General features: G+C 64.3%; 22 protein-coding genes. 12 read left to right on the top strand and 10 right to left on the bottom strand.

The features are described 5' to 3' along the window. The first annotated feature begins 10 nt into the window (after positions 1-10). Positions 11-802, top strand: a complete 792-nt coding sequence (locus tag AC6H34_RS03090) for a 2-keto-4-pentenoate hydratase (RefSeq protein WP_497537874.1) — start codon at positions 11-13, stop codon at positions 800-802. Positions 803-1,012: 210 nt separating this feature from the next. Here the strand turns inward: AC6H34_RS03090 and glmM are convergent, their stop codons facing one another. The 5 genes from glmM to mnmA all read right to left on the bottom strand — a co-directional run bounded on the left by glmM (position 1,013) and on the right by mnmA (position 6,399). Beyond that, positions 1,013-2,353, bottom strand: a complete 1,341-nt coding sequence (gene glmM / locus AC6H34_RS03085) for a phosphoglucosamine mutase (RefSeq protein ID WP_448146207.1) — start codon at positions 2,351-2,353, stop codon at positions 1,013-1,015. A gap of 250 nt (positions 2,354-2,603) precedes the next feature. Then, on the bottom strand, positions 2,604-3,059 hold the full coding sequence (locus tag AC6H34_RS03080; protein WP_448146208.1) for a GNAT family N-acetyltransferase: 456 nt from the start codon (positions 3,057-3,059) through the stop codon (positions 2,604-2,606). Continuing rightward, on the bottom strand, positions 3,056-4,093 hold the full coding sequence (locus AC6H34_RS03075) for a peptidoglycan -binding protein (RefSeq protein ID WP_448146209.1): 1,038 nt from the start codon (positions 4,091-4,093) through the stop codon (positions 3,056-3,058). Before AC6H34_RS03075 ends, AC6H34_RS03080 begins: the two co-directional genes overlap by 4 nt. Next, positions 4,093-5,082 (bottom strand): flagellar motor protein MotA, encoded by a 990-nt coding sequence (locus AC6H34_RS03070; protein WP_448146210.1) that lies wholly within the window; start codon positions 5,080-5,082, stop codon positions 4,093-4,095. The genes AC6H34_RS03075 and AC6H34_RS03070 overlap by 1 nt, the downstream gene beginning before the upstream one ends. 153 nt (positions 5,083-5,235) lie before the next feature. Next, on the bottom strand, positions 5,236-6,399 hold the full coding sequence (gene mnmA, locus AC6H34_RS03065; protein WP_497537873.1) for a tRNA 2-thiouridine(34) synthase MnmA: 1,164 nt from the start codon (positions 6,397-6,399) through the stop codon (positions 5,236-5,238). A gap of 355 nt (positions 6,400-6,754) precedes the next feature. On the opposite strand from mnmA, the gene AC6H34_RS03060 reads away from it, so the two are divergent. Together AC6H34_RS03060 and AC6H34_RS03055 are read left to right on the top strand one after the other, a co-directional pair. Continuing rightward, complete coding sequence (locus AC6H34_RS03060) at positions 6,755-7,480, top strand: outer membrane protein (protein ID WP_497537872.1); 726 nt, start codon at positions 6,755-6,757, stop codon at positions 7,478-7,480. A 122-nt stretch (positions 7,481-7,602) separates the two neighbouring features. After that, positions 7,603-8,106, top strand: a complete 504-nt coding sequence (locus AC6H34_RS03055; RefSeq protein ID WP_448146213.1) for a prolyl-tRNA synthetase associated domain-containing protein — start codon at positions 7,603-7,605, stop codon at positions 8,104-8,106. 23 nt (positions 8,107-8,129) lie between these two features. Here the strand turns inward: AC6H34_RS03055 and AC6H34_RS03050 are convergent, their stop codons facing one another. Then, positions 8,130-8,930, bottom strand: a complete 801-nt coding sequence (locus AC6H34_RS03050) for a helix-turn-helix transcriptional regulator (RefSeq protein ID WP_497537871.1) — start codon at positions 8,928-8,930, stop codon at positions 8,130-8,132. A gap of 755 nt (positions 8,931-9,685) precedes the next feature. On the opposite strand from AC6H34_RS03050, the gene trxA reads away from it, so the two are divergent. The 6 genes from trxA (at position 9,686) to AC6H34_RS03020 (ending at position 16,339) form a co-directional block, all read left to right on the top strand. After that, positions 9,686-10,579, top strand: a complete 894-nt coding sequence (trxA, locus tag AC6H34_RS03045; protein WP_497537870.1) for a thioredoxin — start codon at positions 9,686-9,688, stop codon at positions 10,577-10,579. A gap of 38 nt (positions 10,580-10,617) precedes the next feature. After that, the gene (locus tag AC6H34_RS03040; RefSeq protein WP_497537869.1) at positions 10,618-11,277 is read left to right on the top strand and encodes an LON peptidase substrate-binding domain-containing protein; all 660 of its coding nucleotides are present in this window, start codon (positions 10,618-10,620) and stop codon (positions 11,275-11,277) included. Positions 11,278-11,289: 12 nt separating this feature from the next. Then, complete coding sequence (locus AC6H34_RS03035; protein ID WP_448146217.1) at positions 11,290-11,499, top strand: Trm112 family protein; 210 nt, start codon at positions 11,290-11,292, stop codon at positions 11,497-11,499. A gap of 196 nt (positions 11,500-11,695) precedes the next feature. Further along, on the top strand, positions 11,696-12,400 hold the full coding sequence (locus tag AC6H34_RS03030) for a response regulator transcription factor (protein ID WP_448146218.1): 705 nt from the start codon (positions 11,696-11,698) through the stop codon (positions 12,398-12,400). Further along, positions 12,397-14,034 carry a sensor histidine kinase gene (locus AC6H34_RS03025; RefSeq protein ID WP_497537868.1) on the top strand — a complete coding sequence of 546 codons (1,638 nt, stop codon included), beginning with the start codon at positions 12,397-12,399 and terminating at the stop codon, positions 14,032-14,034. The genes AC6H34_RS03030 and AC6H34_RS03025 overlap by 4 nt, the downstream gene beginning before the upstream one ends. A gap of 517 nt (positions 14,035-14,551) precedes the next feature. Beyond that, positions 14,552-16,339, top strand: coding sequence for a peroxidase family protein (locus AC6H34_RS03020; protein ID WP_497537867.1), 1,788 nt, complete (start codon positions 14,552-14,554; stop codon positions 16,337-16,339). Positions 16,340-16,638: 299 nt separating this feature from the next. Here the strand turns inward: AC6H34_RS03020 and AC6H34_RS03015 are convergent, their stop codons facing one another. The 3 genes from AC6H34_RS03015 to AC6H34_RS03005 form a co-directional block, all read right to left on the bottom strand. Continuing rightward, positions 16,639-18,633 (bottom strand): CocE/NonD family hydrolase, encoded by a 1,995-nt coding sequence (locus tag AC6H34_RS03015; RefSeq protein ID WP_497537866.1) that lies wholly within the window; start codon positions 18,631-18,633, stop codon positions 16,639-16,641. Positions 18,634-18,713: 80 nt separating this feature from the next. Beyond that, a complete protein-coding gene (locus AC6H34_RS03010) occupies positions 18,714-19,745 on the bottom strand; it encodes an FUSC family protein (protein ID WP_497537865.1) in 1,032 nt (343 codons plus the stop codon). 183 nt (positions 19,746-19,928) lie between these two features. Further along, the gene (locus tag AC6H34_RS03005) at positions 19,929-20,438 is read right to left on the bottom strand and encodes a hypothetical protein (RefSeq protein ID WP_448146223.1); all 510 of its coding nucleotides are present in this window, start codon (positions 20,436-20,438) and stop codon (positions 19,929-19,931) included. A gap of 298 nt (positions 20,439-20,736) precedes the next feature. On the opposite strand from AC6H34_RS03005, the gene AC6H34_RS03000 reads away from it, so the two are divergent. Continuing rightward, positions 20,737-21,699: a nucleoside hydrolase gene (locus AC6H34_RS03000; protein WP_497537864.1), complete on the top strand. Its 963-nt coding sequence runs from the start codon at positions 20,737-20,739 to the stop codon at positions 21,697-21,699. A 79-nt stretch (positions 21,700-21,778) separates the two neighbouring features. Here AC6H34_RS03000 and AC6H34_RS02995 read toward each other — a convergent pair whose 3' ends face one another. Next, positions 21,779-22,999 (bottom strand): BaiN/RdsA family NAD(P)/FAD-dependent oxidoreductase, encoded by a 1,221-nt coding sequence (locus AC6H34_RS02995; RefSeq protein ID WP_497537863.1) that lies wholly within the window; start codon positions 22,997-22,999, stop codon positions 21,779-21,781. Positions 23,000-23,041: 42 nt separating this feature from the next. Between AC6H34_RS02995 and AC6H34_RS02990 the strand changes: the two genes are divergently transcribed. Both AC6H34_RS02990 and AC6H34_RS02985 read left to right on the top strand, forming a co-directional pair. After that, positions 23,042-23,941: a LysR family transcriptional regulator gene (locus AC6H34_RS02990; RefSeq protein WP_497539843.1), complete on the top strand. Its 900-nt coding sequence runs from the start codon at positions 23,042-23,044 to the stop codon at positions 23,939-23,941. A 242-nt stretch (positions 23,942-24,183) separates the two neighbouring features. Continuing rightward, positions 24,184-25,326: an ABC transporter substrate-binding protein gene (locus AC6H34_RS02985; protein WP_497537862.1), complete on the top strand. Its 1,143-nt coding sequence runs from the start codon at positions 24,184-24,186 to the stop codon at positions 25,324-25,326. The last annotated feature ends 194 nt before the right edge of the window (positions 25,327-25,520 follow it).

The following is a 25,520-nucleotide window of genomic DNA, read 5'->3' as shown; positions in this document are numbered from 1 at the left end:
TGGAGGTCACATGCAGTCCATCGCCCAACGCTTCCACGCCGCCCGTCGAGAGGCGCGCCCGCTTCCCGAGTTTCCGGGCTCGCTGCCGGAAACGCTTGCTGGGGCCTATGCCATCCAGGAGGAAGCCATCGGCCTGTGGCCCGATGAGGTGAGGGGCTGGAAGGTCGCGGCCATACATCCGGATCTGCGTGAGCGCTTCCTTGCTGCCCGCCTGTCGGGCCCGGTCTTCTCGCGCGGTGTCCATCTCCTCGCGCCCGGCGAGACGGGGGAGGTCGCGGTGATCCGCGACGGCTTCATCGCGGTGGAGACGGAGATCGGCGTGATGATCGGATCCGATATCGCACCGAGGCCCGGGCCCTGGGCCATGGGAGACCTTCTAGCCCATATCGCCAGCGTGCATGTCGCCATGGAGATCGCCGGTTCGCCCTTGCCGACCATCAACGATATCGGCCCCATGGCCGTGATCTCGGATTTCGGCAACAACACCGCCATCGCTCTTGGCGCCGAGATAGAGGGCTGGCGGGACGGTGCGCTCCAGACGTTGAGGACGCAGACGCTCATCGGCGGCGCCCTCGTCGGCGATGGGGCCGCCTTCGGCCCCAATGGCGGTCCCTTCGATGCGTGCCTCTTTCTCGTCAACCATCTCGCCACGCGTGGGCGAGGGCTGAGGAAGGGCGACGTAATCTCCGCCGGCGCCACGACCGGCGTTCACCCGATAAAGATCGGGCAGATGGCCGAGGCGGTATGCGTGGGAACACCGCCGCTCGCGGTGCGGATCGGGGAGCGAAAGCCGCATTTTTGATGGCGTCGCAGGTATCCGCGTCCGTACCCCGTCCGCACTCACGCACGATTTCCGGAAGGCAGGCAAAGATGCCTGCGATCCCAGGGGAGAATGCCTGGCAACCGGAGCGCTAGAGCAAAGCGCGTCTAGGTAGAAACGCCGCTTTTCTCTAACTCTTTGTTTTTCGACGCGTCTTTGCGTTTTGCCGATTCCGTCAAAACACAAAACGCTCTAGGCCGCCTTCGAGATCGCCTCGATCACGTTGTCGACAGCGCTTTCGACGCTCTTGCGGTCGTCGCCTTCGGCCATCACCCTGATCACGGGTTCGGTGCCGGAGGGGCGTATGACGAGGCGGCCGGAATCGCCGAGCTGCTTGCGGGCGCCTTCGATGGCGGTGGTCACCTTGGGATCGTCGAGCACCTTGCCGCCGCGCGTACGCACGTTCTTCAGGATCTGCGGCAGCGGGTCGAAGCGGTGGCATACCTCGCTCACCGGCCTGTCCGCCTTCTTCAGTACCGCCAGCACCTGGAGCGCGGCGACAAGGCCGTCTCCCGTGGTCGCGAAGTCGGAGAGGATGATGTGACCGGACTGCTCGCCGCCGACATTGTAGCCCTGCGATCTCATGCGTTCGAGCACGTAGCGATCGCCCACGGCGGTGCGCTCGAGCATCAGGCCGAGGCCGCCCAGATAGCGCTCCAGCCCGAGATTGGACATGACCGTGGCGACGATGCCGGGCTGGGTGAGACGACCGTCTTCCTGCCACGCCGAGGCCACTACGGCCATCAGTTGGTCGCCATCGACGATATGACCCTTTTCGTCGACGATCACCACGCGGTCGGCGTCGCCGTCAAGGGCGATGCCGATATCGGCGCGCAACTCGCGAACCTTGTTCGACAGCGCTTCCGGAGCTGTCGAGCCGACATCCTTGTTGATGTTGAAGCCGTCCGGCTCGACGCCGATCGGGATCACGTCGGCACCGAGTTCCCACAGCGCCTCCGGAGCCACCTTGTAGGCGGCACCGTTGGCGCAGTCGACCACAACGCGCAGGCCGTCGAGGCGGAGCTGCCGCGGCAGCGTGCGCTTGGCGAATTCGATGTAGCGGGCACGCACGTCGTCGATACGGCGGGCGCGGCCGAGATCGCGCGAACCGGCGAGCCGGGAGGAAAGGTCGGTGTCGATGAGCGCTTCGATGGTGCGCTCGGTCTCGTCCGACAGCTTGAAGCCGTCGGGGCCGAACAGCTTGATGCCGTTGTCGTCATAGGCGTTGTGGGAGGCCGAGATCATCACGCCGATGTCGCAGCGCAGCGAATTGGTGAGCATGGCGACGGCGGGCGTCGGCATCGGGCCGAGCAGCATCACGTCAACGCCGACGGCGGTGAAGCCGGCGACCAGGGCATTTTCGATCATGTAGCCGGACAGGCGAGTATCCTTGCCGATGACGACGCGATGGCGATGCTCGCCGCGCTGGAAGGCAAGGCCGGTGGCCATGCCGACCTTCATGGCGAGTTCAGGCGTGATGAAACTGTTGGCGCGGCCGCGAATGCCGTCCGTGCCGAAATATTTGCGACTCATCGGTCAACCTCGAGATTACCTGAACCAATTATGCCAGAAGGCTCGCACCAAATGTTTCAAAAATTATTTTCAAGCGTAACAAGGGCTTTCGAGGCCACGGCGCTTCCTTCGCGGAGTGGCGTCTCGGGGCCGCTTGTGAAGCCGATGGACCCGGGATCACATGCAGGGCTTACTTGGAGGAGCACTACGCCTGGGACCGCGGACGTCTTCGTCCGCCTCTTCCTTCGGCGACATCGCCTGGCAGCCGCCGCTATCGCCGCCACTCATAGTCATAGGTCGCCAGGCCCGAGGCGACGTTCACTCCGCTCGCCGTGCGGACGAAGCCTTCGCGCTCGTAGAACCGGATCGCCCTCTTGTTGAAGGCATTCACCGAGAGCTTGAGGATCAAGCCGGTCTTCTGCTTGGCAACGTTCATCAGCAGATGCGCCGTGCCCGAGCCCTGCTCGCCCAGCGCGAGGACGATCTGTTCGAGCAGCATGGCCTGGTCGCTCACCGGTACCAGCACGAGCATGCCGACAAGGTCGTGCCGGCGCGTGGCCACATGGATCTCCGCCTTCAGTTCCTTCCACTTCAGCCACATGTTCGGCCAGCGTGCCTGATAGTCGAAGGCGGGATAGGTCGCAGCCCAGGTTTCGCACCACAGGGTTCGCATCGCAGCTTCGTCACGCGGCTCCGCCGCCCGGAGGGTGACGAAGGCCGGTGTCATCGCTCCGTCAACTTCAATTCGATGCGCCGGTTGCGGGTGCGAGCCTCCTCGGTACCGGAGGTGTCGATCGGCTGGAATTCGCCAAAGCCAGCCGCGACGAGGCGCTGGGCGGGGATTCCCTTGGAGATCAGGTACTGCACCACGGATATGGCGCGGCTGGCCGACAATTCCCAGTTCGAAGGAAATTGCGGGGAGTTGATCGGCCGGTCGTCGGTATGGCCATCGACGCGTAGCACCCAGGGGATGTCGTTGGGAATCTTGTCCTGGAGGTCGAGGAGGGCGGCCGCGAGCTTGTCGATCTCGGCCTTGCCTTCGGGCTGGAGCGCGGCCTGGCCAGGCTGGAAGAACACCTCGGACTGGAAGACGAAGCGGTCGCCGACGATGCGGATGTCGGGCCGGTTGCCCAGCACGTCGCGCAGGCGGCCGAAGAAGTCGGAACGGTAGCGCGACAGCTCCTGGACGCGCTGGGCCAGTGCCGCATTCAGGCGCGAACCCAGATCGGCGATCTTGGTCTGGCTCTCGCGGTCCTTCGATTCGGAGGCGTCAAGCGCCTGTTCCAGCGCTGCGATCTGACGGCGCAGGGCGGAGATCTGCTGGTTGAGGAGATCGACCTGGGCCAACGCCTGGCCGGAAAGGCGCTTCTGGCTGTCGAGCTCGCCCTGGATCTGCTGTACCTGGCCGCTATTGGCATTAGCGGCGGCGGCATCGCTCTGCGCCGCGTCGAGCAACCCCTGCAGTCGGCCCTTCTCGTTGTTGGACTTGTCGAGGCTGGCGTTCAGAACGGAGAGCTGCTCCTGGGCGTTGCGTTCGTTCGAGCGCTCCAGAGCCAGGAGCTGGGAGAGTTCGGCAACCTGCGCATTGAGCCGGTTCAATGCCTCGTCCTTGCCGGTGACTTCCTGCGACAGGAAGAACTGGCCGAGCACGAAGATCGACAGGATCATGATGATCGAAAGAAGCAGCGTCGACAGGGCGTCGACGAAGCCCGGCCAGTAGTTTATGCCTTCGCTGCGACGACGGCCGCGACTGAGCGCCATCAGTTCCTCTCACGCTCTTGCGTCAAGCGTTGCAGCACGGCCTTGATGTCGCGCTGCTGCTCGGCCTGGCTCTCCACCCAGTCCCGTATCATCTGCTGCTCGGAGCGCATGTGCTGCACTAGGCCCTGGATGCCTTCCGCGAGCTGCGCCATGGCGGCAGTCGCGGTGCGGCCGGAACCGGCCTCGCGAGAGCCGTCGGCCATGCGCTCGATTGCCGTCTTGATCGCGGCCATTTCCGCATCCGAACCCCCGCGGGCAAGCCCTTCCGCCTCGATGTCGGTGACGGTCGCGGCGAGCCAGTCTTCCAGTTCGGTGTAGAAACGGTTCTGCGCCTGGCCTGCCTGAAGGTCCAGAAAGCCGAGCACCAGCGAGCCGGCGAGGCCGAAGAGCGAGGACGAGAACGACACGCCCATGCCCTTGAGCGGGGCCGAGAGGCCGCTCTTCAGGCCTTCGAACACGGTGGAGGCATCGCTGCCTCCCACCGACATCGAATTGATGACGTTGCCCACCGAGCCCACGGTCTCGATGAGGCCCCAGAAGGTGCCGAGCAGGCCGAGAAAGACGAGCAGGCCCGTCAGGTAGCGCGAGATCTCGCGCTGCTCGTCAAGGCGCATCCCGATCGATTCGAGGATGGAACGCAGCGTGGAGAGCGAGATCGAGCGCCTGCCGACCTTGTCCCCGAGAAGCGTGGCCATCGGCGCAAGCATCACGGGCTGGTCGCGCAACTCCAGGCCCGGATCGCGCAGGCGGTAGGCGTTTACCCAGCGCACCTCGGGAATGAGGCGGATGACCTGCCGGAACCCGAATGCGATGCCCAGCAGCAGCGTGAAGATGATTAGGCCGTTGAGGCCGGGATTGGCCATGAAGGCATCGAAGAGCTGACGATAGAGCACGGCGGCGACGCAAGCCGCCAGGATAAGGAAGACCAGCATACGGATGAAGAAGATCCGCGGGGAAGACAGCTTGTAAGGATCAAGGTCTCTTGCCATCGCACCACGCCGCTCGAACTCGTCTCATTCATGCCTTCCCTAGCAGGGAAGGTTATGACTTGCCAGACAATACCCTAATGCAATGCTTCGCACACGCCATCAATGTGGGCAGCGAAGAGATGGGGCGGCAGGGGCTGGCGACTATGGCGAGCTTCAAGCCGCCTGTCCGCCATAGGCGAAGACGGCCTGCGGCCGGGCTCCCTTGATGAAGCCGCCGCCGAGCACGCGGGCCTGGCCGTCGGCGTGATCGTAGAAGACCGCTGCCTGGCCGGGGGACACGCCGTCCTCGGCTTCCGCAAGCTCGATCGCGGGGCCATCCGTCCCGAAACGGAGCAGCGCCGGCTTGGGCGCGCGGGTGGAACGTACGCGAACCGCGATTTCCAGCCCGTCGGCCGGAAGATCCTGCAGCGCGCCGTCGCCGATCCAGTTGACGTCGCGCAGTGCCACGCTGCGGGTCGCCAGCGCCTCGCGCGGGCCCACGATCACGCGCGCGCCCTCGGCGTCGAGCTTGATGACGTGCAACGGCTCGCCGGTCGCGACACCCAGGCCCTTGCGCTGGCCGATGGTGAAATGGATCACGCCCGCATGCTGGCCAAGCACGCGGCCGTCGATATGCACGATGTCACCGGGCCGCGCGGCGCCGGGCTTGAGCTTCTCGATCACCTGCGCATAGCGCCCCGAAGGCACGAAGCAGATGTCCTGGCTGTCGGGCTTGGCGGCCACCGACAGGCCGAAGCGCTCGGCGGCCTGGCGCGTCTCGGGCTTGGTCATGTCGCCGAGCGGAAAGCGCAGTATGTCGAGCTGCTCCCTGGTGGTTGCGAACATGAAGTAACTCTGGTCGCGCTCGGCGTCGCGCGGGCGGAAGAGGGCGCGTCCATCGGCGACGGCGCGGCTGGCGACGTAGTGGCCGGTGGCGAGTACGTCGGCGCCAAGATCGCGGGCCGTGCCGAGGAGGTCCCGGAACTTCACGCGCTGATTGCACTCGACACAGGGGATCGGCGTCTCGCCCGCCACGTAGGACTCGGCAAAACGGTCGATCACCGCCTCCTTGAAGCGGCTTTCATAGTCGAGCACGTAATGGGGAATGCCGATGCGGTCGGCAACCTCGCGTGCGTCGTGGATGTCCTGGCCGGCGCAGCAGGCGCCCTTGCGATGCACGGCGGCGCCATGGTCGTAGAGCTGCAGCGTCACCCCGATCACATCGTAGCCCTGCTCCTTGAGAAGAGCGGCGCATACGGAGGAGTCGACGCCCCCGGACATGGCGACAACGACGCGGGTATCCTGCGGCCGGCGCGGCAGGTCGAGCGAGTTCAGCATGGCAACCTCTTGTCCGACAGAGGGTCAAGGTCTCTGCGACGGCGCTCCTTTACGCGATTTTGCCCGATAAGGGAACGCTGTTCTTGATTCTGGCCACCCTGGAGCGGACCTGAAGGTGTCGGTTGCACCATCGCCCCACGGTGAGGTTTTTCGATTCCGAAATTAACCTATTAACTATGTTCTTTAAGTATAGTTCGGGTGTTTCGCTTAAATAAACACAGACTGTTGCATTTATATCATAGGATTTATGCTGATGAGCGGGTATCTCGAATTAAGGCGACAATAAAGTACCGAGTGCTGAAGGATTAAAATGCAAGTTCTAAAGAATGTTATGCTTGCTGGCGCAGTTGTTTTCATGCCGGTGGCGGCATTCGCCGCGGATTTGGCGCCGAGGCCCGTGGAGCCGGTGGCTCCCGTAATCGAGCCTGTCTTCACCTGGACCGGCTTTTACATGGGCCTGAACGCCGGGTACGGCCGCGGCACGCTCGACACGGATCTGAGGGCGATACCGACCGCCGCCCCGGCACCGCTGACGCGGGCAATCGGCTTTGCGGTAGGCGGCGGCTTCGGCAAGGTGAAGGATACGGCCGGCGGTTTCATCGGCGGCGGCCAGCTTGGCTACAACTATCAGTTCGACCAGAACTGGGTCGTCGGTGCGGAGGCGGATCTTCAATATTCCGGCATCGACTCCACCGCCCATGCGATAGGCGATGACGACAATCCGATCACGCTGAAGACCAAGGTCGACTGGTACGGCACGGCCCGCCTGCGCGGCGGCTATGCCTTTGACCGCTTCCTCGTCTATGCCACCGGCGGTCTGGCCTACGGCGAGGTGAAGTCGAAGCTCAGCGTTCCCGGCGAGTCCATGTCGGGTTCGGATACGCGGTTCGGCTGGACTGTCGGGGGCGGCGTCGAATATGCGCTCACCCAGAATTGGACGCTGCGCGCCGAGTATCTCTACGTCGATCTCGGCAAGGGCAAGACGATCGACAAGCCGACCAGCGACGACATCAGCCGCATCACAGCCAAGCCGGACGTTGCGATGCATACCGTGCGCGCCGGGGTGAACTACAAGTTCTGATCCGGTTCCGACCGGCCTGCTTTGGGGGCTCCGCGATGGCGGGGCCCTTTTTGTGTGATACGCGCCCTGTCTTGCGCCTCGTGCGCCGCCGCTTTAGTCAGGAGCCTCTTCCGGAGATTCCCATGCCCGCGACGCCCGACGACCTCTTCGCCTTCCTCGACAAGCTCGGTATTGCCACGACGACCGTCGACCATCCTCCGCTCTATACGGTGGAGGACTCGAAGGCGTTGCGTGGACAGATCGAGGGCGGCCACACCAAGAACCTGTTCCTGAAGGACCGCAAGGGATCCCTCTTCCTCGTGGTGCTGGAGGAGGACGCGACCGTCGATCTCAAGCGCATCCACGAGATCATCGGCGGGCAGGGCAAGGTGTCGTTCGGTTCGGCCGATCTTCTCACCGAAGTCTGGGGCGTGCTGCCAGGCGCGGTCACGCCGTTCGGGGCCATCAACGACGGGGAGGGGCGCGTGACGGTGGTGCTCGACAAGTCGCTGCTGGACAACGCCAAGCTCAATCATCATCCGCTCGTCAATACTGCGACCACCACGATCGCGCGCGAGGATCTCGTTGCATTCCTCAGGGCAACGGGCCACGAGCCGAAGATCCTGGCCGTTTCCAACGCGGCTTGATCGATCCGGCTCCCGCGCGGCGCTCAATAGATGATGGCGGGCATTCCCATCTGGTCACCGTCCAGGCCGGGCGCCGCCACCAGCACGTCCTCCGGCCGGTTCATCGACGCACCGCACATGAGGGCCACCTCCGTGCGGTTGCGCAGGTGGAACTTGCGCATGATGTTGCGGATGTGAACCTTGGCGGTGCTCTCCGATATGTTGAGGGCATGGGCGATGATCTTGTTCTGCTTGCCCTTCTGCAGCAGCGCCAGAACATCGATTTCCCGCTCGGTCAGCGCCAGATGGATCTCGGAGCGCGGATTTTGCGCCGGCATCAGCCGTCGCGCGGCACGGCTTTGCCCGGCCTGAAATCCCTGGGATCCGGGCCCGGTGCGGGGAGCCAGGGCCAGGGAGTCCCGGACGGCCGCTATCACCGCGGCAAAGCCCATCGCGGCTGTCAGCCAGTTTCGGACGCCGGCTTCCTCCAGCACGTCACCTACGGCCGGATCGGCGCTGTCGGTGACGACGAGCAGGGGTAGGGACCCGATCCGGATCTTCAGCCGCTGGACGAGGAAGGCGATAAAGAGAGGATCGGAACTGCGTTGCACGAAGCTCAGTACCGCGAGCGAAGCGGGCTGGTCGGCTTCGTCGAGGCTGCCGACGATGCGAACGTCGATATCCTCATCCGCGTCCATGAGGGCTCGGGAGAAAATCTCGCCCATGAAGGGGCGATCCTCGATCAGAAGTACGATGCTCCGGGAATGCGAAAAGTCGACCGCAAGATCTGAACTGTCGGGATCATGGTGGTCGTCCCCGTTCCTGAAATCGGCTGGATGACTCATGGTGAGGCCTCTTGAATTTCGGCGTTGCTTTGTCCCAAAATCCCGACGGTCAATCTTTTAGTTTCACGATTAGCAATTGCAGTGCTGTCTGCCCTTGTTGTTCTTGATCTTCGCTGCCCGGCGATCTGCAACAATGGGCACAGGGACGATACATTGCGTGTATTCGTTGTCATGTATCCGGTGACGCATCTGCATAAAAAGTAAAACGATTTACGCAGAATCGGCTCATTGAATGAACGACAGCTGACGATTTTCTTTTATCTCATATAATGAGCGCTAATTTGAATTCTTTTCGGGTTAGCCCAAAAGGAGATTTACGCACCGTAATCCCCTGAAGGTGTTATACTACGTGCTGTAGTGCTCTGATGTTCCCTGTCGCCGTGTGTTTTTTGGATGCAGGCAATATATAAGGCACGATTCCGAAATAAAATAATATAATACGAAGGTTATATTTTAACTGTATGGTGAAGGTGGCCAAGCTTATTTGTTGTCGTTGTCAGGGATGTGCCACGAAAAGCGTGCGGATTTGTCTTGGCTCGGACTTGGCTCTTGTGCCGCCACGACGGGGTTTGCGGCCGCCACTCATGATTGATCGACAGTATCGGATCAAATGGGTCGCGAAGTACAATTTGTTCCAGAGCGCCATGGAGTGCCGTCTTTTCTATTTTATCGTACGGCTCGTCATAAGCTGACGGTTGCCTTCCCGTCGATTTACCCCCATCTAACCGTGAACGATGTCTTCTAGGGTATTGGCGATGAGCAACGACGCTGCCGGAACGAATGGTCTGATCAAGGACACCACGACGCAGACCTTCATGGCTGACGTCATCCAGGAATCGATGAAGCAGCCGGTTCTGGTGGACTTCTGGGCCGAGTGGTGCGGACCGTGCAAGCAGTTGGGGCCTCTGCTCGAGAAGGCGGTCGTTGCCGCCAAGGGCAAGGTGAAGCTGGTGAAGATGGATATCGACAAATATCCCCAGATCGCCGGCCAGCTTGGCGTACAGTCCATTCCAGCCGTCTTCGCCTTTTCGAAGGGCCAGCCCGTCGACGGCTTCATGGGCGCCATCCCCGAAAGCCAGATCAAGGAATTCATCGGCCGCATCGCCGGGCCCGGCGGGGATCCCGATACCGAAGCCATGCTGGCTGAGGCGGATGCCCTGCTCGTGGACGGCGAGGGAGAAGCAGCCGCGCAGATCTTCGCGCAGATCTTCGAACAGGATCCCGAGAACCTCAAGGCGATCGCCGGTCTTGCCCGGGTGGCGATAGCTGCCGGCGAACTCGAACAGGCCAAGGCCACCTTGTCCCTGGTGCCCAAGGGCAAGGAGAGCGACCCGCTGATCGCCAGCGCCCGTGCCGCCGTGGAACTCGCCGAGCAGGCGAGCGAACTCGGCGATCTCCAGGGGCTGGCCCGCCAGGCGGAGGCCGATCCGAAGAACTTCCAGGCCAAGTTCGACTATGCCCTGGCCCTTGCCGCCGCGAACAAGCGCGAGGAGGCGGTCGACCAACTGCTCGACATCGCGCGGCGGGACCGCAAGTGGAACGACGATGGCGCGCGCAAGCAACTTGTGCAATTCTTCGAGGCTTGGGGCCCCATGGACGAAAGCACGATCTACGGCCGGCGTCGCCTGTCGTCGATCCTGTTCTCCTGACCCTTCGGGGCGCCAGCAAGCTCGGGGAAAGCCGCTCTATGCACCCGCTGTTTCAGACGGAGGCCGATCTGCCCTCCGTCATTCCGGTCTTTCCGCTTTCGGGAGCCTTGCTGCTGCCGCGCGGGCAATTGCCGTTGAATATATTCGAGCCGCGCTATCTCGCAATGATCGACGACGTCCTGCGTGGCTCGCGTCTCATCGGCATGATCCAGCCGGAAGGTGAAGAGCCGGAGGACAAGCCCCCGCTGTTCCAGGTCGGCTGCGTGGGGCGCATCACGCAATTCGCCGAGACGGGGGACGGGCGCTACCTTATCCAGCTCACCGGCATTTCGCGTTTCAGGGTCGTCGAGGAAGTGGTGGTCGATACACCCTATCGCCAATGCCGCATCACGGCCGAGCCTTTCGCGCTGGATTTCACCCCTCGCGCGGGTGAGGACGAGGTCGACCGGAAGGCGCTCATCGACACGCTCAAGGCTTATCTCAGCGTCAATCGTTTCCAGGTCGACTGGAAGGAGATCCACGAGGCTCCCAACGAGGCGCTCGTCAACGCGCTTTCGATGATGAGTCCGTTCGGCCGTCGTGAGAAGCAGGCATTGCTGGAGGCCGCGAGCCTGCGTGAACGCGCCGAAATCTTGGTCGCCATTACCCAGATCGATCTGGCCAAGGGTGGCGACGGTTCGGATACGCCGCTGCAATAAGGCAGGGATGTCATGGCCAATCCTCCTCCCCACCGTCCCCCGCCGCTGACCGATCCCAAACTCCTGGAACTGCTCGTCTGCCCCCTGACCAAGACGACGCTGGAGTATGACGCCGAAAAGCAGGAACTCATCTCGCGCGCGGCCAAGCTTGCCTATCCCATTCGGGAGGGCTTTCCGATCATGTTGCCCGAGGAGGCGCGGGTGCTCGAGCCGGACGAGTAGCAGGCCCTGCACCGTTTCTGCACCGGCCTCCCATCGTTCCGTTATGACGCCTGGATCTTGGCTGGATGCCATGCCCTCATCCTCGATGCGTGGATGAGGCCTGGTGCCTGCCGCCGGCGGGAAGCGGGAAAGTGGACCTGCCGGGCCGGTCGGGGCGGGCTTTGACACCCAACCCTCGAAATGACATTCATCCCTGATGCCGCGTACCATTCTGATCGTCGACGACGACCCCCACATTCGCGAATTGCTGGCCTTCGCCCTCGCCAAGGCCGGCATGACAACCATCGAGGCCGGCGACGGCGAGGAGGGGTTGGCCAAGGCCCGCAGCCACGCCCCCGATCTCGTCATTCTAGACATCAACATGCCCCGGATGGACGGACTCGAGGTCTGCCGTCGCCTGAAGGTGCATGAAGACGTGCCGGTGCTTTTCCTGTCTTCGCGCGACGACGAGATCGACCGTGTCCTTGGCCTGGAAATGGGTGCGGACGACTATGTCGTGAAGCCTTTTTCGCCCCGCGAGGTCGTGGCGCGCGTCGGCGTCATCCTGAAACGGGCCGCCGCAAGGCCGCCCGTTGCCACGACGGCGGCGGCACTGGCGCGCGGGCTCCTGCATCTCGACCCCGAGGGTTGGCACACCCAATGGGCCGGCCAGGAGGTGGGCCTGACCGCGAAGGAGTTCCAACTCCTCCAGATTCTGGCCTCGACGCCGTCAAAGGTGTTTTCGCGCGACGAGATCATCGACCGCCTGCACGGGCCGGGCTTTGCCATCACCGATCGCACCATCGACAGCCATATCCGCCACATCCGTCAGAAGTTCTCCGGCGTCGGTGCGGAGGATGTCATCGAGACCCGGGCCGGCATCGGCTACCGCATCGGCGCCTGTACGGGCAAGGCGGCGTGACGGGACCCATCCACTGGGCCAAGAACGCCGCCAAGGCGCACTGGCCGGCCTTGCGCCTGCGCTCTATTCTGCTCGGGGTACTGCTCTTCACTGCGCTGATGCCGGGGCTCGGCGCCATCTTCCTGCGCGTCTACGAGAACGTGCTGGTACGCCAGACCGAAGCCGAGTTGATAGCGCAGGCCGCCGCCTATGACGCCGCCTTCGATCTTGCGTGGCCTGGACCGAAGGGACCCATTCCGCCTCCAGCGCCGGACGACGACGCGTCGCGCTCCTATGGCCGCAGCGATGCCTCCCGACCGGACTATTTCACGCCCGACGCCCTGACCATCGATCTCAACACGATGCCGATCCTGCCGCAGCGTCCCCAGCCCGAAGACGCCGCGCCGGGTCCCGATCCGGATGCGCTGGCGGCCGCCAGGCAGATCGAGCCCCTGGTTGCCGAGACGCGACGCACGACCCTGGCCGCCATCCTCATCCTGGACGCCAGGGGGGTCGTTCTCTCGCAGGGGCCCTTCTTCGGCAAGAGCTACGCCTTCCTTCCGGAAGTGCAGTCGGCCATGGCTGGCCGTTCCCAATCCCTGTTGCGGCGGCGTGGCGACTACCAGCCTCGCTATGCCTTCGAGGTGCTGAGCCGCGCCTCGGCCATCCGCGTGCACTATGCCCGGCCCATTATGCTCGATGACAGGACGGTCGGAGTCTTGCTGCTTTCGCGCTCCCCCCGCGCCCTGTTTCGCGGCATCTATGACGATCTCGGCAAGATCGCGCTTGGCTTCGCCATCATCGTCATCGTGATCGTCAGCCTTGCCGGCTTGCTGTCGCGCGCGATCGCCAGGCCCATCGAACTGCTGACGCAAGCCAGTGCTCATGTCGGTCGCGGCGGGAGCGAGGTTCCGCCCACGCCTGCTACCGCCACGATCGAAATACGCGCGCTGTTCGACAATTTCCGCCGCATGGCGACGCAGATCGACCAGCGCTCCCGCTATCTGCGGGACTTTGCCGCCGCTATGAGCCATGAATTCAAGACGCCGCTCACCGGCATACGGGGGGCGCTCGAACTGCTGGACGAGCATGGCGACACCATGAGCGCCGCGGAACGCCAGCGCTTCATCGCAAATGCGCAGGGGGACGCAGAGCGCCTGTCACGGCTGGTGGCACGCCTGCTCGAACTCGCTCGTGCCGACATGGCGGATGCCGACGAAGAGTCCTCGACGCCGGTGAGCGAGGCCGTCAATCGCATTGCCGATGCGCGGCGCGATGCCGGCTTCGACATCGTGACCCGTCTTGCTTCCGATCTCCCGGACGTCAGCGTTCCCTTGGAGGTGCTGGAAGCCGTGCTGACCACGCTGATCGAGAACAGCCGACAGGCAGGCGCCGGCAGGATCATGATCATCGCCACCGCCGAGGACGGCCATCTGGACCTCACCGTCTCCGATGACGGACCCGGTGTCCCGCTGGCGGATCGCGAACGGCTCTTCGAACCCTTCTTCACCACGAAGCGCGACCGGGGAGGCACCGGCCTCGGCCTCCCGATCGCCCGCTCGCTGCTTGCCGGCAGCGGTTCGGGCATCGATTTCGTGGACAGCGAGAGGGGGGCCTGCTTTCGCCTGCACCTCAGGAAACGAGGACAGGCCTGAAGCCTCGGCCCGCGCTTTCTTCTGTTTCAAATAATAAACAGTTCTCATGATTGCAGTGAAGGGGAGGCCTGGAAGAATCACGGGACTGTCACGCGCAATTTATATAGATTACAATCATAGATTGCAGAAATCGAAGTAACACCCTCTTCGATCGAGCATCGACTTCCAGTTAAACCTGCATCTCGTGATGCAGGACTGAATACTGTTGGCCCAGAATCCTACTCAAATTCAGAAATACGTCGAGTCTTGTTGCCTTAGCGTAAGGGGGCGGTGCCCATATGACGGGGAAGGTTCTGTGATGATCCTCCCACCCTGTCTCGCCGCCCCATCCCTGGACTTGCTTCCGGGAGCGATGGCGCGGCACCGCCCCGCTCTCCGACCAGTCACTGACCTCGCCCCAGTGGGCAAAGAAGACCCGGCCAGGGGGACCCTGGTCGCCGGCCGGGACCGGCTGTGCCGTGGCGATCCGCGTCCATCGGCAAGCCACCTTCAACCGCGAATCCAGAAGGGAGATGACATGTCCATCGTATTCAAGTCGCATGGTGGCAAGGAGGCGGAGGCCAAGCCAGCCGCCGACTCGCCCAATCGTCTGGGGTTGGCTCCGACTGGCGGCGACATCGCCGTCGATGAGCAGGCCGACTTCGGCTATTTCTTTCCGCCGCTGGACGCACCCGAGAATTATCTGCCGGCAGCCCAGTCGACCGTCGATGATCTCGACGAACTCGGCAAGAAGATGATCGATGCGGGCGTGGAGAATCCCTCGGGGGACTCTACGCTGCCGCCGGTCTTCACCTACTGGGGCCAGTTCCTCGACCATGAACTTACCCTGCGCACCGATCGCGAGGGCGCCGTCACCAATGTGTCGACCGCACATCCCCCTCAAGCGGCCTCGACGGTCGAAAAGGAACTGCGCAACGCCCGCACGCCGCGCTTCGACCTCGATAGCGTCTATGGCGGCTCTCCCTTCGGGGAGGGTGTATCGGCGGATGTCGCCATGGTCATCTCCGGCATGCGTCATCCCACCCTCCACAACAAGATGCGGGTGGGCACGGCCATCGGGCCCACTCAATTGCCGGACGCGCTCGACGAACATCGCGACCTGCCCCGTTATGTCCAGGTGCAGCAGGGCGTGCTCGACGCTGCGCAGCGGCTCGCGCAAGCATCTCTTCCGGCGGCCGACGCGCAGGCTTTCCTGCAGAAGCTGCCGCAGCGGGCTCTCATCGGCGACGCCCGCAACGACGAGAACCTTGTGGTGGCGCAGTTCCATCTCAGTTTCCTGCGGTTCCACAACAAGGCGGTCGACTATCTCTCGGGCCACCAGACGGGATGGATCGCCGATTTCAACTCGGCGCAGATGCTCACGCGCCTGCATTACCAGTGGTTGATCGTCGAGGGCTATCTGAAGGGCGTATGCAATCCGAATGTCGTGGACACGGTCGTCGCCGATCGCGCCTCGCATTTCTTCCGCTTCAGGGCCGAATACGACGGCCGTCGCAGCGGTGCTCGCCTCGGTAATGCACTGCCGCTCGAATTCGCCGCTGCAGCCTATCGCTTCGGCCATTCGATGGTGCGTGCCGACTACGACTACAACCGTAGCTTCGGCCGTGGAACCGACGCCGCCCATGTTCTCCAGACCGCTCCCCTCAACCTGCTCTTCGGCTTTACGGGGGGAGGAGGGCGGCTCGATGCCGACAAGCGGCTTCCGCACAACTGGGTGATCGACTGGTCACGCTTCCTCGGCACGAATCCGCACGATGCCGCCGACGGCCAGCCGGCCCGGCTCGCCCGTAAGATCGACACCGGCCTCGCCCCACCGCTCGGGGACATGGTCAAGGAAGGCAACGATCCCAGCCTGACCCAACAGCTCAAGGAGTTGTTCAAGAACCTGGCACGCCGCAATCTGAGGCGTGGCTACAATCTGCGGCTGCCAACGGGCCAGGCCCTCCACGCCTATCTCAAGAAGCATGGTGCCGTGCAGTCCGGGCCTATCGCGGATGTCAGCACGATCTTCGCGGCGAGCAAGCCGGCCCTCGCCGCCTTCCTCGTGGGCTCGGCATCCGGCCTGCACCAGCGCACGCCGCTCTGGTTCTACCTTCTCGCCGAAGCGGAAGCGGGCGGCGGTAACCGTCTCGGCGAACTCGGCAGTTGGCTCGTGGCCTCCACCTTCATAGGAGTCCTGCTCGCCGATCCCGACTCGGCACTTTCGCGTGGCTTCACGCCCAGGCAGAGCCCGCTGCGAATGCCTGACAACAGCGAGATCGATTCCATCGTCAAATGGATGAAGTTCGCTTTCGTGATGTCGTGAGCCAGACTGTAAGTATACGGTTGTAAACTCATGGGGTCGGGCGGCGCCGTGGCGCGTCCCGGCCCCATAAAGGATGACGGCGAAACCGAGGGACTGAAGCTTTTCATGTTTCCGTCGCACAACGGCGTCGTTCCAGGTCTCATTGCAGTGGCCGGGACCGGTGGTCCCGCCGCTCAATCCGAAGGGTGAAAGCGCACCACCGTAAAATGCATTCGGACAGTGTCGTTTTTCCAGACCAAAGTATTGATGACAGCAGAATTTTGCGATCCTGTATCACCCCGGTCTGAAGGAAGACCGCGCTAGACCAGCACCCTCGGGATCGTTTCGCTGAAGATCCGCTCCGCGATTTCAAGCCGGTCCTGGAAAGCCTGTACCCGCGCCGTGATCTCGAAGGCCTCGCGTGTCGCCACCATGCGCGCCTCGGCCTCGATCCGGAATTCGATACCATCGCAGGTCAGTGTGCAGTGATGGTTGACGGTCTGGCTCGCGCTGTGCGGCTCGCCGTCGCGGATGGCGAATTCGCGTCGCAGCTTGTGGGCGAAGTCGGTGGCGATGTCCTCGAACCGCAGGGGAGCGCCGCCGAAAGCGTCCCCGTCGACGACCAGATGCGCCGTGCCCCCGATGAGGTCGAGACTGAAGCTGCGCTCGGCCCTGGCGGGGCGGAGGTGGCTGACGGCTCCGACCGCTCCCCTGCCGGCAGGGGCGAACGTCAGGGCGGCATCCTCCCGGCGCGGGCGGCGCACGGGAAGGATGAGCGCGGCTTCGCCGGTGCGGATCGTCAGCGTCGCCATATCCTGTGCGGGCCAGACGGTCGGCCAGGCGGATGTGGAAAGGGACAACCGGATGCGATGGCCTGCCGCGAAGGCATGCGCACAATCGTTCAGCCTGATCCGCACGGCCTCGAAACGACCCGGCCGGAGCGCCGCCGGCTCGGCATGGCCGCCTCGGTGGGCCAGATTGAGGATCGCATAGGAGATGCGTTCGGAGCTGCCGTCCGGCGCAACGTCGCACAGGCGGGCGCAGATCTGGGCGGTGGGCGCGTCCGAGGCGAGCTCCAGCACCAGTTCGGGCGCGCCGAGGATTTCGGTCCTGTCGGCAAGTTCCTTCGAATCGAAGACGAGCGACAGCCCGTCATCGAAGCGCTGGTCGGCCGGTGCCTCGCCCGGCGAGCCGGAACTCATCCACTCGCCCGCGCTCGCGCCGCACCAGAGTGGGGAACGGATGGTGAGTTCGGCGGAAGGGGCGGGCCGCCACCAGAGCTGGCCGGGTGACAGGAACATCGGGCGTCGTGTGATCAGGCGCGAAGGCCAGGAGGCCTCGCCGATCCAGCGTCCGTTGCGTCCTTCTTCCGAGTTGCCCCGCTCCTGCATATAGGCGCGCAGCATCGGCTCGCCCATGATGCCGCTATCCCTGCCCTTGAGCCAGTGATCCCACCAGCGCAGGGCTTCCTCGAGGAAGCCGATGGCGGGGCCTGGCTCGCCCTGATGGGGGTAGTGGTGTGCCCAAGGGCCTATGAGGCCGAGCCGCGGTCCCGGCAGGTGCTCCAGCAGGCGCGGCACGGCATTGGAGTAGGCGTCCGCCCAGCCGCCTACGGCGAAGACCGGGACCTCGATGCGCGACCAGTCCTCGCAGATGGAGCCTTGCGCCCAATAGCCATTGCGATGCTGCTGCGATGCCCAGATGGCCGGGAAGAAAGGCAGGTGGTCGATGCGCTCCTCCCAGGCACGCTTCCACGTCTCGCCGAAGAGCGAGGGGGTCGGCGGCAACGCCTGCCAGGCCATCATGGCCGAGCCCCACCATAGATTGTCCGAGAGGAGGGCGCCGCCCATGAAATGCACATCGTCTGCATAGCGATCATCGGTGGAGCAGACGCTGATCACCGCCTTCAGCGCCGGAGGGCGGCGGGCTGCGACCTGCAATGCGTTGAAGCCTCCCCAGCTCTTGCCGATCATGCCGACCTTGCCGTCGCACCAGGGCTGGGCGGCCAGCCAGGCGATCACCGCGCAGGCGTCTTCCTGCTCTATGGGTAGATATTCGTCGTCCAGCAGACCCTCGCTCTCGCCGGATCCGCGCATGTCGACGCGGATAGCTGCGTAGCCATGCGCCGCGAACCAGCCATGCATGGCCTCGTCGCGCGAGCGGGTGCCGTCGCGCTTGCGGTAGGGGACATATTCCAGCAGCACCGGCACGGGCTCGTTATCCGCGTTCTCCGGCAGCCACAGTCGTGCGGCAAGCCTGACTCCGTCGGCCATGGGAATCGTGAGATGTTCGATGGTGCGGACCGGATTCTGCATGGAGGACTCACCCGTTGAGACGAGCCTCATAGCATGGTGATGTTCTCGGAGCGATCCGGTGCGGGCGGCGGACCCCTGCCTCATTGCGGCACTTCCGATTGGGGCGCGGGCTTTCGCCCAAGGCGTCGCCGGCCGATTTCCACGAGGGCCACGGCGATGAGGCCGAAGGCTCCCCCGATGAGGACGTTCGTCACCCGCTCCTGGGCGATACCGCTGGCGCCGCCTACGAATGAAGCCGCCAGGGCGATGAAGAAGCAGCGCAGGCCGAAGCCAACGACGTAGCGCGAGAAGGCGATGAGGGTCAGCGTGGCCCCGAGCACGGCGAGGGAATAGCCGATCCTGCTTTCCGGCATGGCAAATCCGACGAGAAGACCAAGCGGCACGCCGGCGAGCGCCCCGATCGCCCTGAGCTTCAGCTTGTCCGTGGATGCGGAAAGATCGCCCACGACGACGCTCGCAGCCGACCAGATTACCCATTGCCCCTGTGAAAGATCGAATATCTCCACCAATGCGGCGGCGGCGAACACGGCCATGGCGGTTGCACAGGCGGAGAGGAGCCAGTCGGCGGAGAGGGGGCCGTAGTCGGGGCGCGTGGCCTGCGTCCGGCGCCTGCCGTCGCGGATCTGCACCGCGCAGACTAGGGCCAGCGCCACGGGAGAGGTCGCGGCGATGACGCCCGCATGGTGCATCGCTTCGCCCGGTGCCATTCCCTCCCGCACTTCGCAGGCAAGGTAGACGGCAGGGATGAATACCCAGTTGCCCAGGGTGCGCAGGGCCTCGCCATAGCATGTCACCGCGACGGCTGCGAAACCGGCGAGGGCGGTGAGCAGCACGAAAAGGACCTTCTCGGGGGCTGCGAGGAAGAGCAAGGCGAAGGTGAGGAGGATCGCCAGGAAGTGAAATGCCACCGCCTTGGGCGGGAGCCGGAGCTTCAAGGCCGGAATGAGAAGCGAGATGGCGATCAGGCCGAGATTGAGAAGGGCCGGCTCGCGCGAAAGGAAATAGGCCACCACCAGAGGGCCGACGACGATCAGCGCCTTCAGAAGATCGTCGCGCTTCACTTCGCGGGCCAGAACATCGCCCGTCCGGGCAGCGAGCGAGGCATCCGGCATGTTCACACCGATGGTCGCTCGGCGGCGAAGATGCGCCGGAACACCGCGCCGACGAGTGCCATCGCACTTCCCTCCCGTGGTCGTCGTCCGAAGAAGGACTATAAACCCATGCGGGAATGATCGCTAATCGGGCGCGGCGTGTCGTTACCTTGAGATTCGAACGATGCCCAGGGAGGAAGGGGCTCAGTGCGCCGTCGCCGAGGGCGGCTTCATCCGCATCATGACATCGAGGGCGCCGGCGCTCACGGGCGCGATGAAGAGCCCCACGCGCGCCATCGCCTTGGCGAGCGCCGTGGTGGCGTCGAGCGCCCTCTGCAGGCCCTCGCTGCGCAGCAGATGGGAGGCGGCGGTGAGAAGCTGCACGCGGTCCTCGCGCTGCGCGGCATCGACCATGGCGAGGATCAGGCATTCGTCGCGGCAGAGCGCCCGGCAGGCGGCGGGGCGCCAGCCGATCTCGGTCGTCGCATGGGCACGCAGCGTCCGGGCGAAGTGATGGAACTCGCCGAACAGCGGCTTGGCGTTGTCTTCCGGCATTTCCTTTGCAAGTGCCTCCCAGGCGATGTCCCAGCAGGCTGCGTCGCCTGTGGCAAAGCCCGCCATCCAGCAGCGATAGACGGAAAACAGCAGGTTCTCGGCAGGGGCGTCGACATGATAGCCGACGGGCCGTGCAACGGCGGGGCTGGGCAGTGGCATGGTGTCATCCTTCAATCCGCAGGGTTCAAGGCCCCGGCATTGCCATGGCGCATATGACCACGACGAAGCATGGGATTCAAGGAAAAATCATTTATTTTCAATAGTTTATAAGGATTCCAGAGTGGGATGCGTGAGCGCTGGCCCGGACATCCGCGCTGCATCCTGGAAGGATGGCGCTCCAGGCGACGGCAGAGGCGGGCAGAATGTCCGTGCTCCAGACGCCGCCGGCAAGCATTGACTTCGCTTACCCGCGGGCGCAGACCACGCCTTTCCTTTCTTCCCCTCCCGGTTTCCAGACATGCCTGTCCAGAAAGTCATCTACGACACCGATCCCGGCGTCGACGACGCCATGGCGCTTTTCTTCCTGCACTACCACCCCGACATAGATCTGATCGGCATCACCACGGGGCACGGCAACGCCTCCGTTGAAATCACCACCCGAAACGCCCTCTACCTGAAGCAGCGCTTCGGCATCGCGGCGCCCGTGGCGCGCGGCGCGGCCGGACCGGTGACGGGGCAGGATGCCCACCATGCGAGCGGAGTGCATGGCGAGAACGGCCTCGGCGAAGTGGAACTGTCGGGCGACATCGATGTCCAGGCAGTCGATCTGCCGGCGCACCGTTTCATCATAGAGACCATGCGGCGCTACCCCGGCGAGGTGCGCTTGCTTGCCGTCGGCCGCATGACCAATCTGGCTCTTGCCTTGCGCGAGGATCCGGGGATCGCCGGCCTCGTCAAGGATGTCGTCATCATGGGCGGCGCCTTCGGCTATAACGGCCATCTGGGCAACGTCACGCCATGCGCGGAAGCCAATATCTACGGCGATCCGCAGGCGGCGGAGGAGATGTTCGCCGCGCGGTGGCCGATCAGCGTCATCGGCCTCGACGTCACCCATGAGGTGCTGATGTCGCGGGACTACCTGCAGCGACTCGCCGCCGAGGCTGGCGACGCCGGCAGGTTCACCTGGGAAATCTCGCGCTTCTACGAAAATTTCTACATCAACAAGGGGCTGGCCGGCATTTCCGTGCACGATGCCTCGGCCGCGATCTACCTGGTGGCGCCAGAGCTGTTCGAGACACGTGTCGGGCCAATCAAGGTGGTGTGCGATGGCCTTGCCTTCGGCCAGACCATCCAGCGTCCCGCCCATGTGGGCTTCCCGCCGAACGAATGGGACGGCCGGCCGGCCCACAGGATCTGCACCGCGGTAAAGGGGCGGGAGTTGCTGGCGCTTTATCGCGAGACTCTGCTGAGGGCGGGCTGAATCCACTCGCAAGATCAGACGTTTGCGATGGTTGTCTACCGAAGTGATTCATGAGTGGACGGACGTCCGCGCGCCGGGATTATCGCTTTCCCAGCCACAGCGCCATGCCCGCCGCAGCCGCGACGCCCGTCGCGAAGCAGGCCTGCAGCAGGTAGCCGCCGGTCGGCGCGTCCCAGTCCAGCATCTCGCCGGCCACGAACACCCCCGGCAGCTTGCGCAGCATGAAGCCGGCATCGATCTCATCCAGCGCGATGCCGCCGGCGGTCGAGATCGCGCGGTCCAGTCCCCGCTGGCCGGTCGCCAGAAGAGGCACCCGCTTGACCAGCGAGGCGAGCCCTGCACTGCCCTCGGGCAGGCGGTTGCCCGTTGCCTCCCGGAGCAGGCTGACGGCAGCGGGAGAAAGCTTCAGGCTCTTGCGCAGGAAGGTCGAGAGCGACTGTCCACCGCGCGGGCGGGTTAGGAGTTTTGCGAGGGTATCCTCGCTTATGTCCGGCCTCAGGTCCAGCCACAACTGCGCGTGACCGCTCGCCGCGATCGCTTCGCGGATCGGTCGCGAAAGAGCATAGATGACACCGCCCTCGAGGCCCTGCTCCGTGATGACGGCCTCGCCGCGGCGGCTTTCCCCGCCAAGGCCGGCGGCGATGCGCTTCAAGGGCTCGCCGGCAAATTTCTCGCGGAAGACCGCGCTCCAGCCGATCTCGATGCCGCTGTTGGAGGACGCGAGGTCGGTGATGTCGATGCCCCTCTTGCGCAAAGACGGAACCCAGCCACCATCCGCCCCGAGCCGTGGCCAGGATGCGCCGCCGAGTGCGAGCAGGGTGGCCTGCGGCATCAGCTTCAACGTCGTCCCGTCGGCCTGCGCAAAGGTGAGAGCACCCTCTCCGTCCCAGCCGGTCCACAGCGAGCGCGTATGGAACTCGACGCCAAGGCTGTCGAGCCGCGCCAGCCAGGCCCGGAGCAGGGGGGAGGCCTTGAAGCTCTCGGGAAAGACCCGGCCGCTCGAACCCACGAAGGTCTTCTGGCCAAGCCCTTCGGCCCACTCGCGAAGGTCCGCTGGCCCGAAAGCCGTCAGCGCCGGTTTGAGGAAGCCGCGGGCCGGACCGTATCGGGCGAGAAATGCGAAGAAATCCTCGCCATGGGTCAGGTTCAGCCCGCCGCGCCCCGCCATCAGGAACTTCCGCGCCGGGGAGGGCATCCGCTCATGGATCGCCACCCTGCGCCCGCCTCGCGCCAGCCTTTCCGCCGCGATCAGCCCGGCCGGGCCGGCGCCGATGATGGTGATGTCGTTGGAGGCGGTCACGGCGTCTCTTTATTTCCAGATCGGTCTATGCTCACTGCCCTCATGGCCTTTTCATTCCGCCAAATCCAGTACTTCGTCGCCGTCGCCGAGAACGGGGCGGTGTCGCGTGCCTCGCACGAACTGTCGATCTCCCAGTCGACGGTGACGGAGGCGATACGCGAGCTCGAGGGCGATCTCGGCTTCTCCCTGTTCGAGCGGCGGGCTCATGGGGTGGAGCTGACGCTCAAGGGGCATCAGTTCCTGCGCCATGCACGCAAGATCCTCTCGGAGATCGCCGATGCCCGCCGCGCCCTGCGCAGCGAGGCTGTGCCGGTGGAAGGGCGCCTGGCGCTCGGCGTCACGCCGCTGGTGGCGGCCTATGTCCTGCCCGATCTCCTCGCGCGCTTCCGGAGGGCCTTCCCGAACGTGGTGGTGGAGATCGTCGAGGACGGGCGCGACTATCTCGACCACCTGCTGGTAGGCGGCGAGCTCGATGTCGCCGTGATGGTGGCGGGCACGGAGAAGAGCGCCCCGGCCCTGCATGTCGAGACGATGGAGGCCTCGCCCTACCGGCTCTGGTTGCCGATAGGCCATCGCCTCGCGGAGGCCGAGAGCATCGGCATCGGCGATCTTGCCGAGGAACCCTTCGTGCTGCTGATGCTCGACGAGATCGCGGAGGCCGCCGAATATGCCTGGCGCCGCGCGGGCGTGCGCCCGCCGGTGGCGATACGGACTCGTTCGGTCGAAGCGGCGCGCAGCCTCGTGGCGACAGGGGCGGGCGTCGCCATCCTGCCGGAACTCACCTATAGACCGTGGTCGCTGGAAGGCGACAAGATCGAGGCCCGCGACCTTTCCGAGATGCTGGCGCCGGTGGAAGTGATGATCGGCTGGCGCCGGGGCTCGCCGCTCGATCCGATCGCCGAGCAATTCGTGGCGGTGGCGCGGACATATCGGCGCCGGTAGCGCGTAAGGTAGTCCTGCGGTTGTCTCCCGCTTCCGATGTCGGCGCCTCCAGGAGCGGACGACGATGCGCGCGCTCCCGGCGATCTCTTGCTCAACCTATCGGTTTTTCCGATATCTTCAATCTCCCGAATGGTGTGGCATGCCTTGTAAAGCCGAGTCATTGTGATCCCAATTCAGAAAACCACCCAGAACACGACAAGCCATTCGGCGTTCAACCTGACGGCAACCAGAGGGATCACATCATGTCCGGGGTTAAATGGATCTTGGCGCTCGCCGGCGCCGCGGCCTTGGCCGTACCGGCGCTCGCGGCGGAACTCGGCAAGGGAGAGGGCGAGGTCGATATCATCGCCTGGCCGGGCTATATCGAGCGCGGCGAGACGGACAAGAATTACGACTGGGTCACCGAATTCGAGAAGAAGACGAGCTGCAAGGTCAACGTGAAGACCGCTTCGACCTCGGACGAAATGGTCGCCCTGATGAACGAGGGGGGCTACGACCTCGTCACTGCCTCGGGCGATGCCTCGCTGCGCCTCGTCGCGGGCAAGCGCGTTCAGGCGGTCGATACCTCCCTGATCCCGAGCTGGAAGACGGTGGACGAGCGGCTGCAGAACGCGCCCTGGCACACGGTCGACGGCAAGCACTACGGCGTGCCCTATCAGTGGGGGCCGAACGTCCTGATGTACAACTCCGATGTCTTCAAGGAGGCGCCCAAGAGCTGGAGCGTCGTCTTCGAGGAGCAGACGCTGCCGGATGGCAAGTCCAACAAGGGCCGTGTCCAGGCCTATGACGGAGCCATCTACATTGCCGACGCCGCGCTCTACCTGATGTCCAAGAAGCCCGAACTCGGCATCAAGGATCCCTATGAGCTGAACGAGGATCAGTACAAGGCGGCCCTGGAGCTCCTGCGCCAGCAGCATGCGTTGATCCAGCGCTACTGGCACGACGCCAACGTCCAGGTCGATGACTTCAAGAACGAGGGCGTCGTCGCCTCCGGCTCCTGGCCCTTCCAGGTCAACCTGATGCAGGCCGATAAGAAGCCGATCGCCTCCACCATTCCGGCCGAGGGCGCCACCGGCTGGGCCGACACCACCATGATGGCGGCGGAAGCGGCCCATCCCAATTGCGCCTATATGTGGCTGGAGCACTCGCTCGAACCCAAGGTGCAGGGCGATGTCGCCGCCTGGTTCGGTTCGCTCCCGTCCGTGCCAGCGGCCTGCAAGGCCTCGAGCCTGCTGACCGACACCGGGTGCCAGACCAACGGCTATGAGAACTTCGCCAAGATCAGGTTCTGGAAGACTCCGGTCTCGAAATGTACGACCCAGGGAACCTGCGTGCCGTACTATCGCTGGGTCACCGACTACATTGCCGTGATCGGCGGACGGTAAGAGTGGAGGACGGGTCTCCGGACCCGCGTTTTCCCCGGTACGCGGGCCTCCTGCTGGCTCTTTCCTGAGGCGCATCGCTTTCAGGGGCGGGCAGGATGCCCCGTCTCCGAGGCCTTCCCGGGGCCGCAGGCGTCTCGCCGGCTCTTAGAAGCGATGCGGCTCGAGAGCAGGCGAGACGCCTGCGGTCCCGGGCC

It is taken from the genome of Labrys sp. ALF-8 (assembly GCF_059699065.1).
This window is presented reverse-complemented; position numbering and strand designations above follow the sequence as displayed.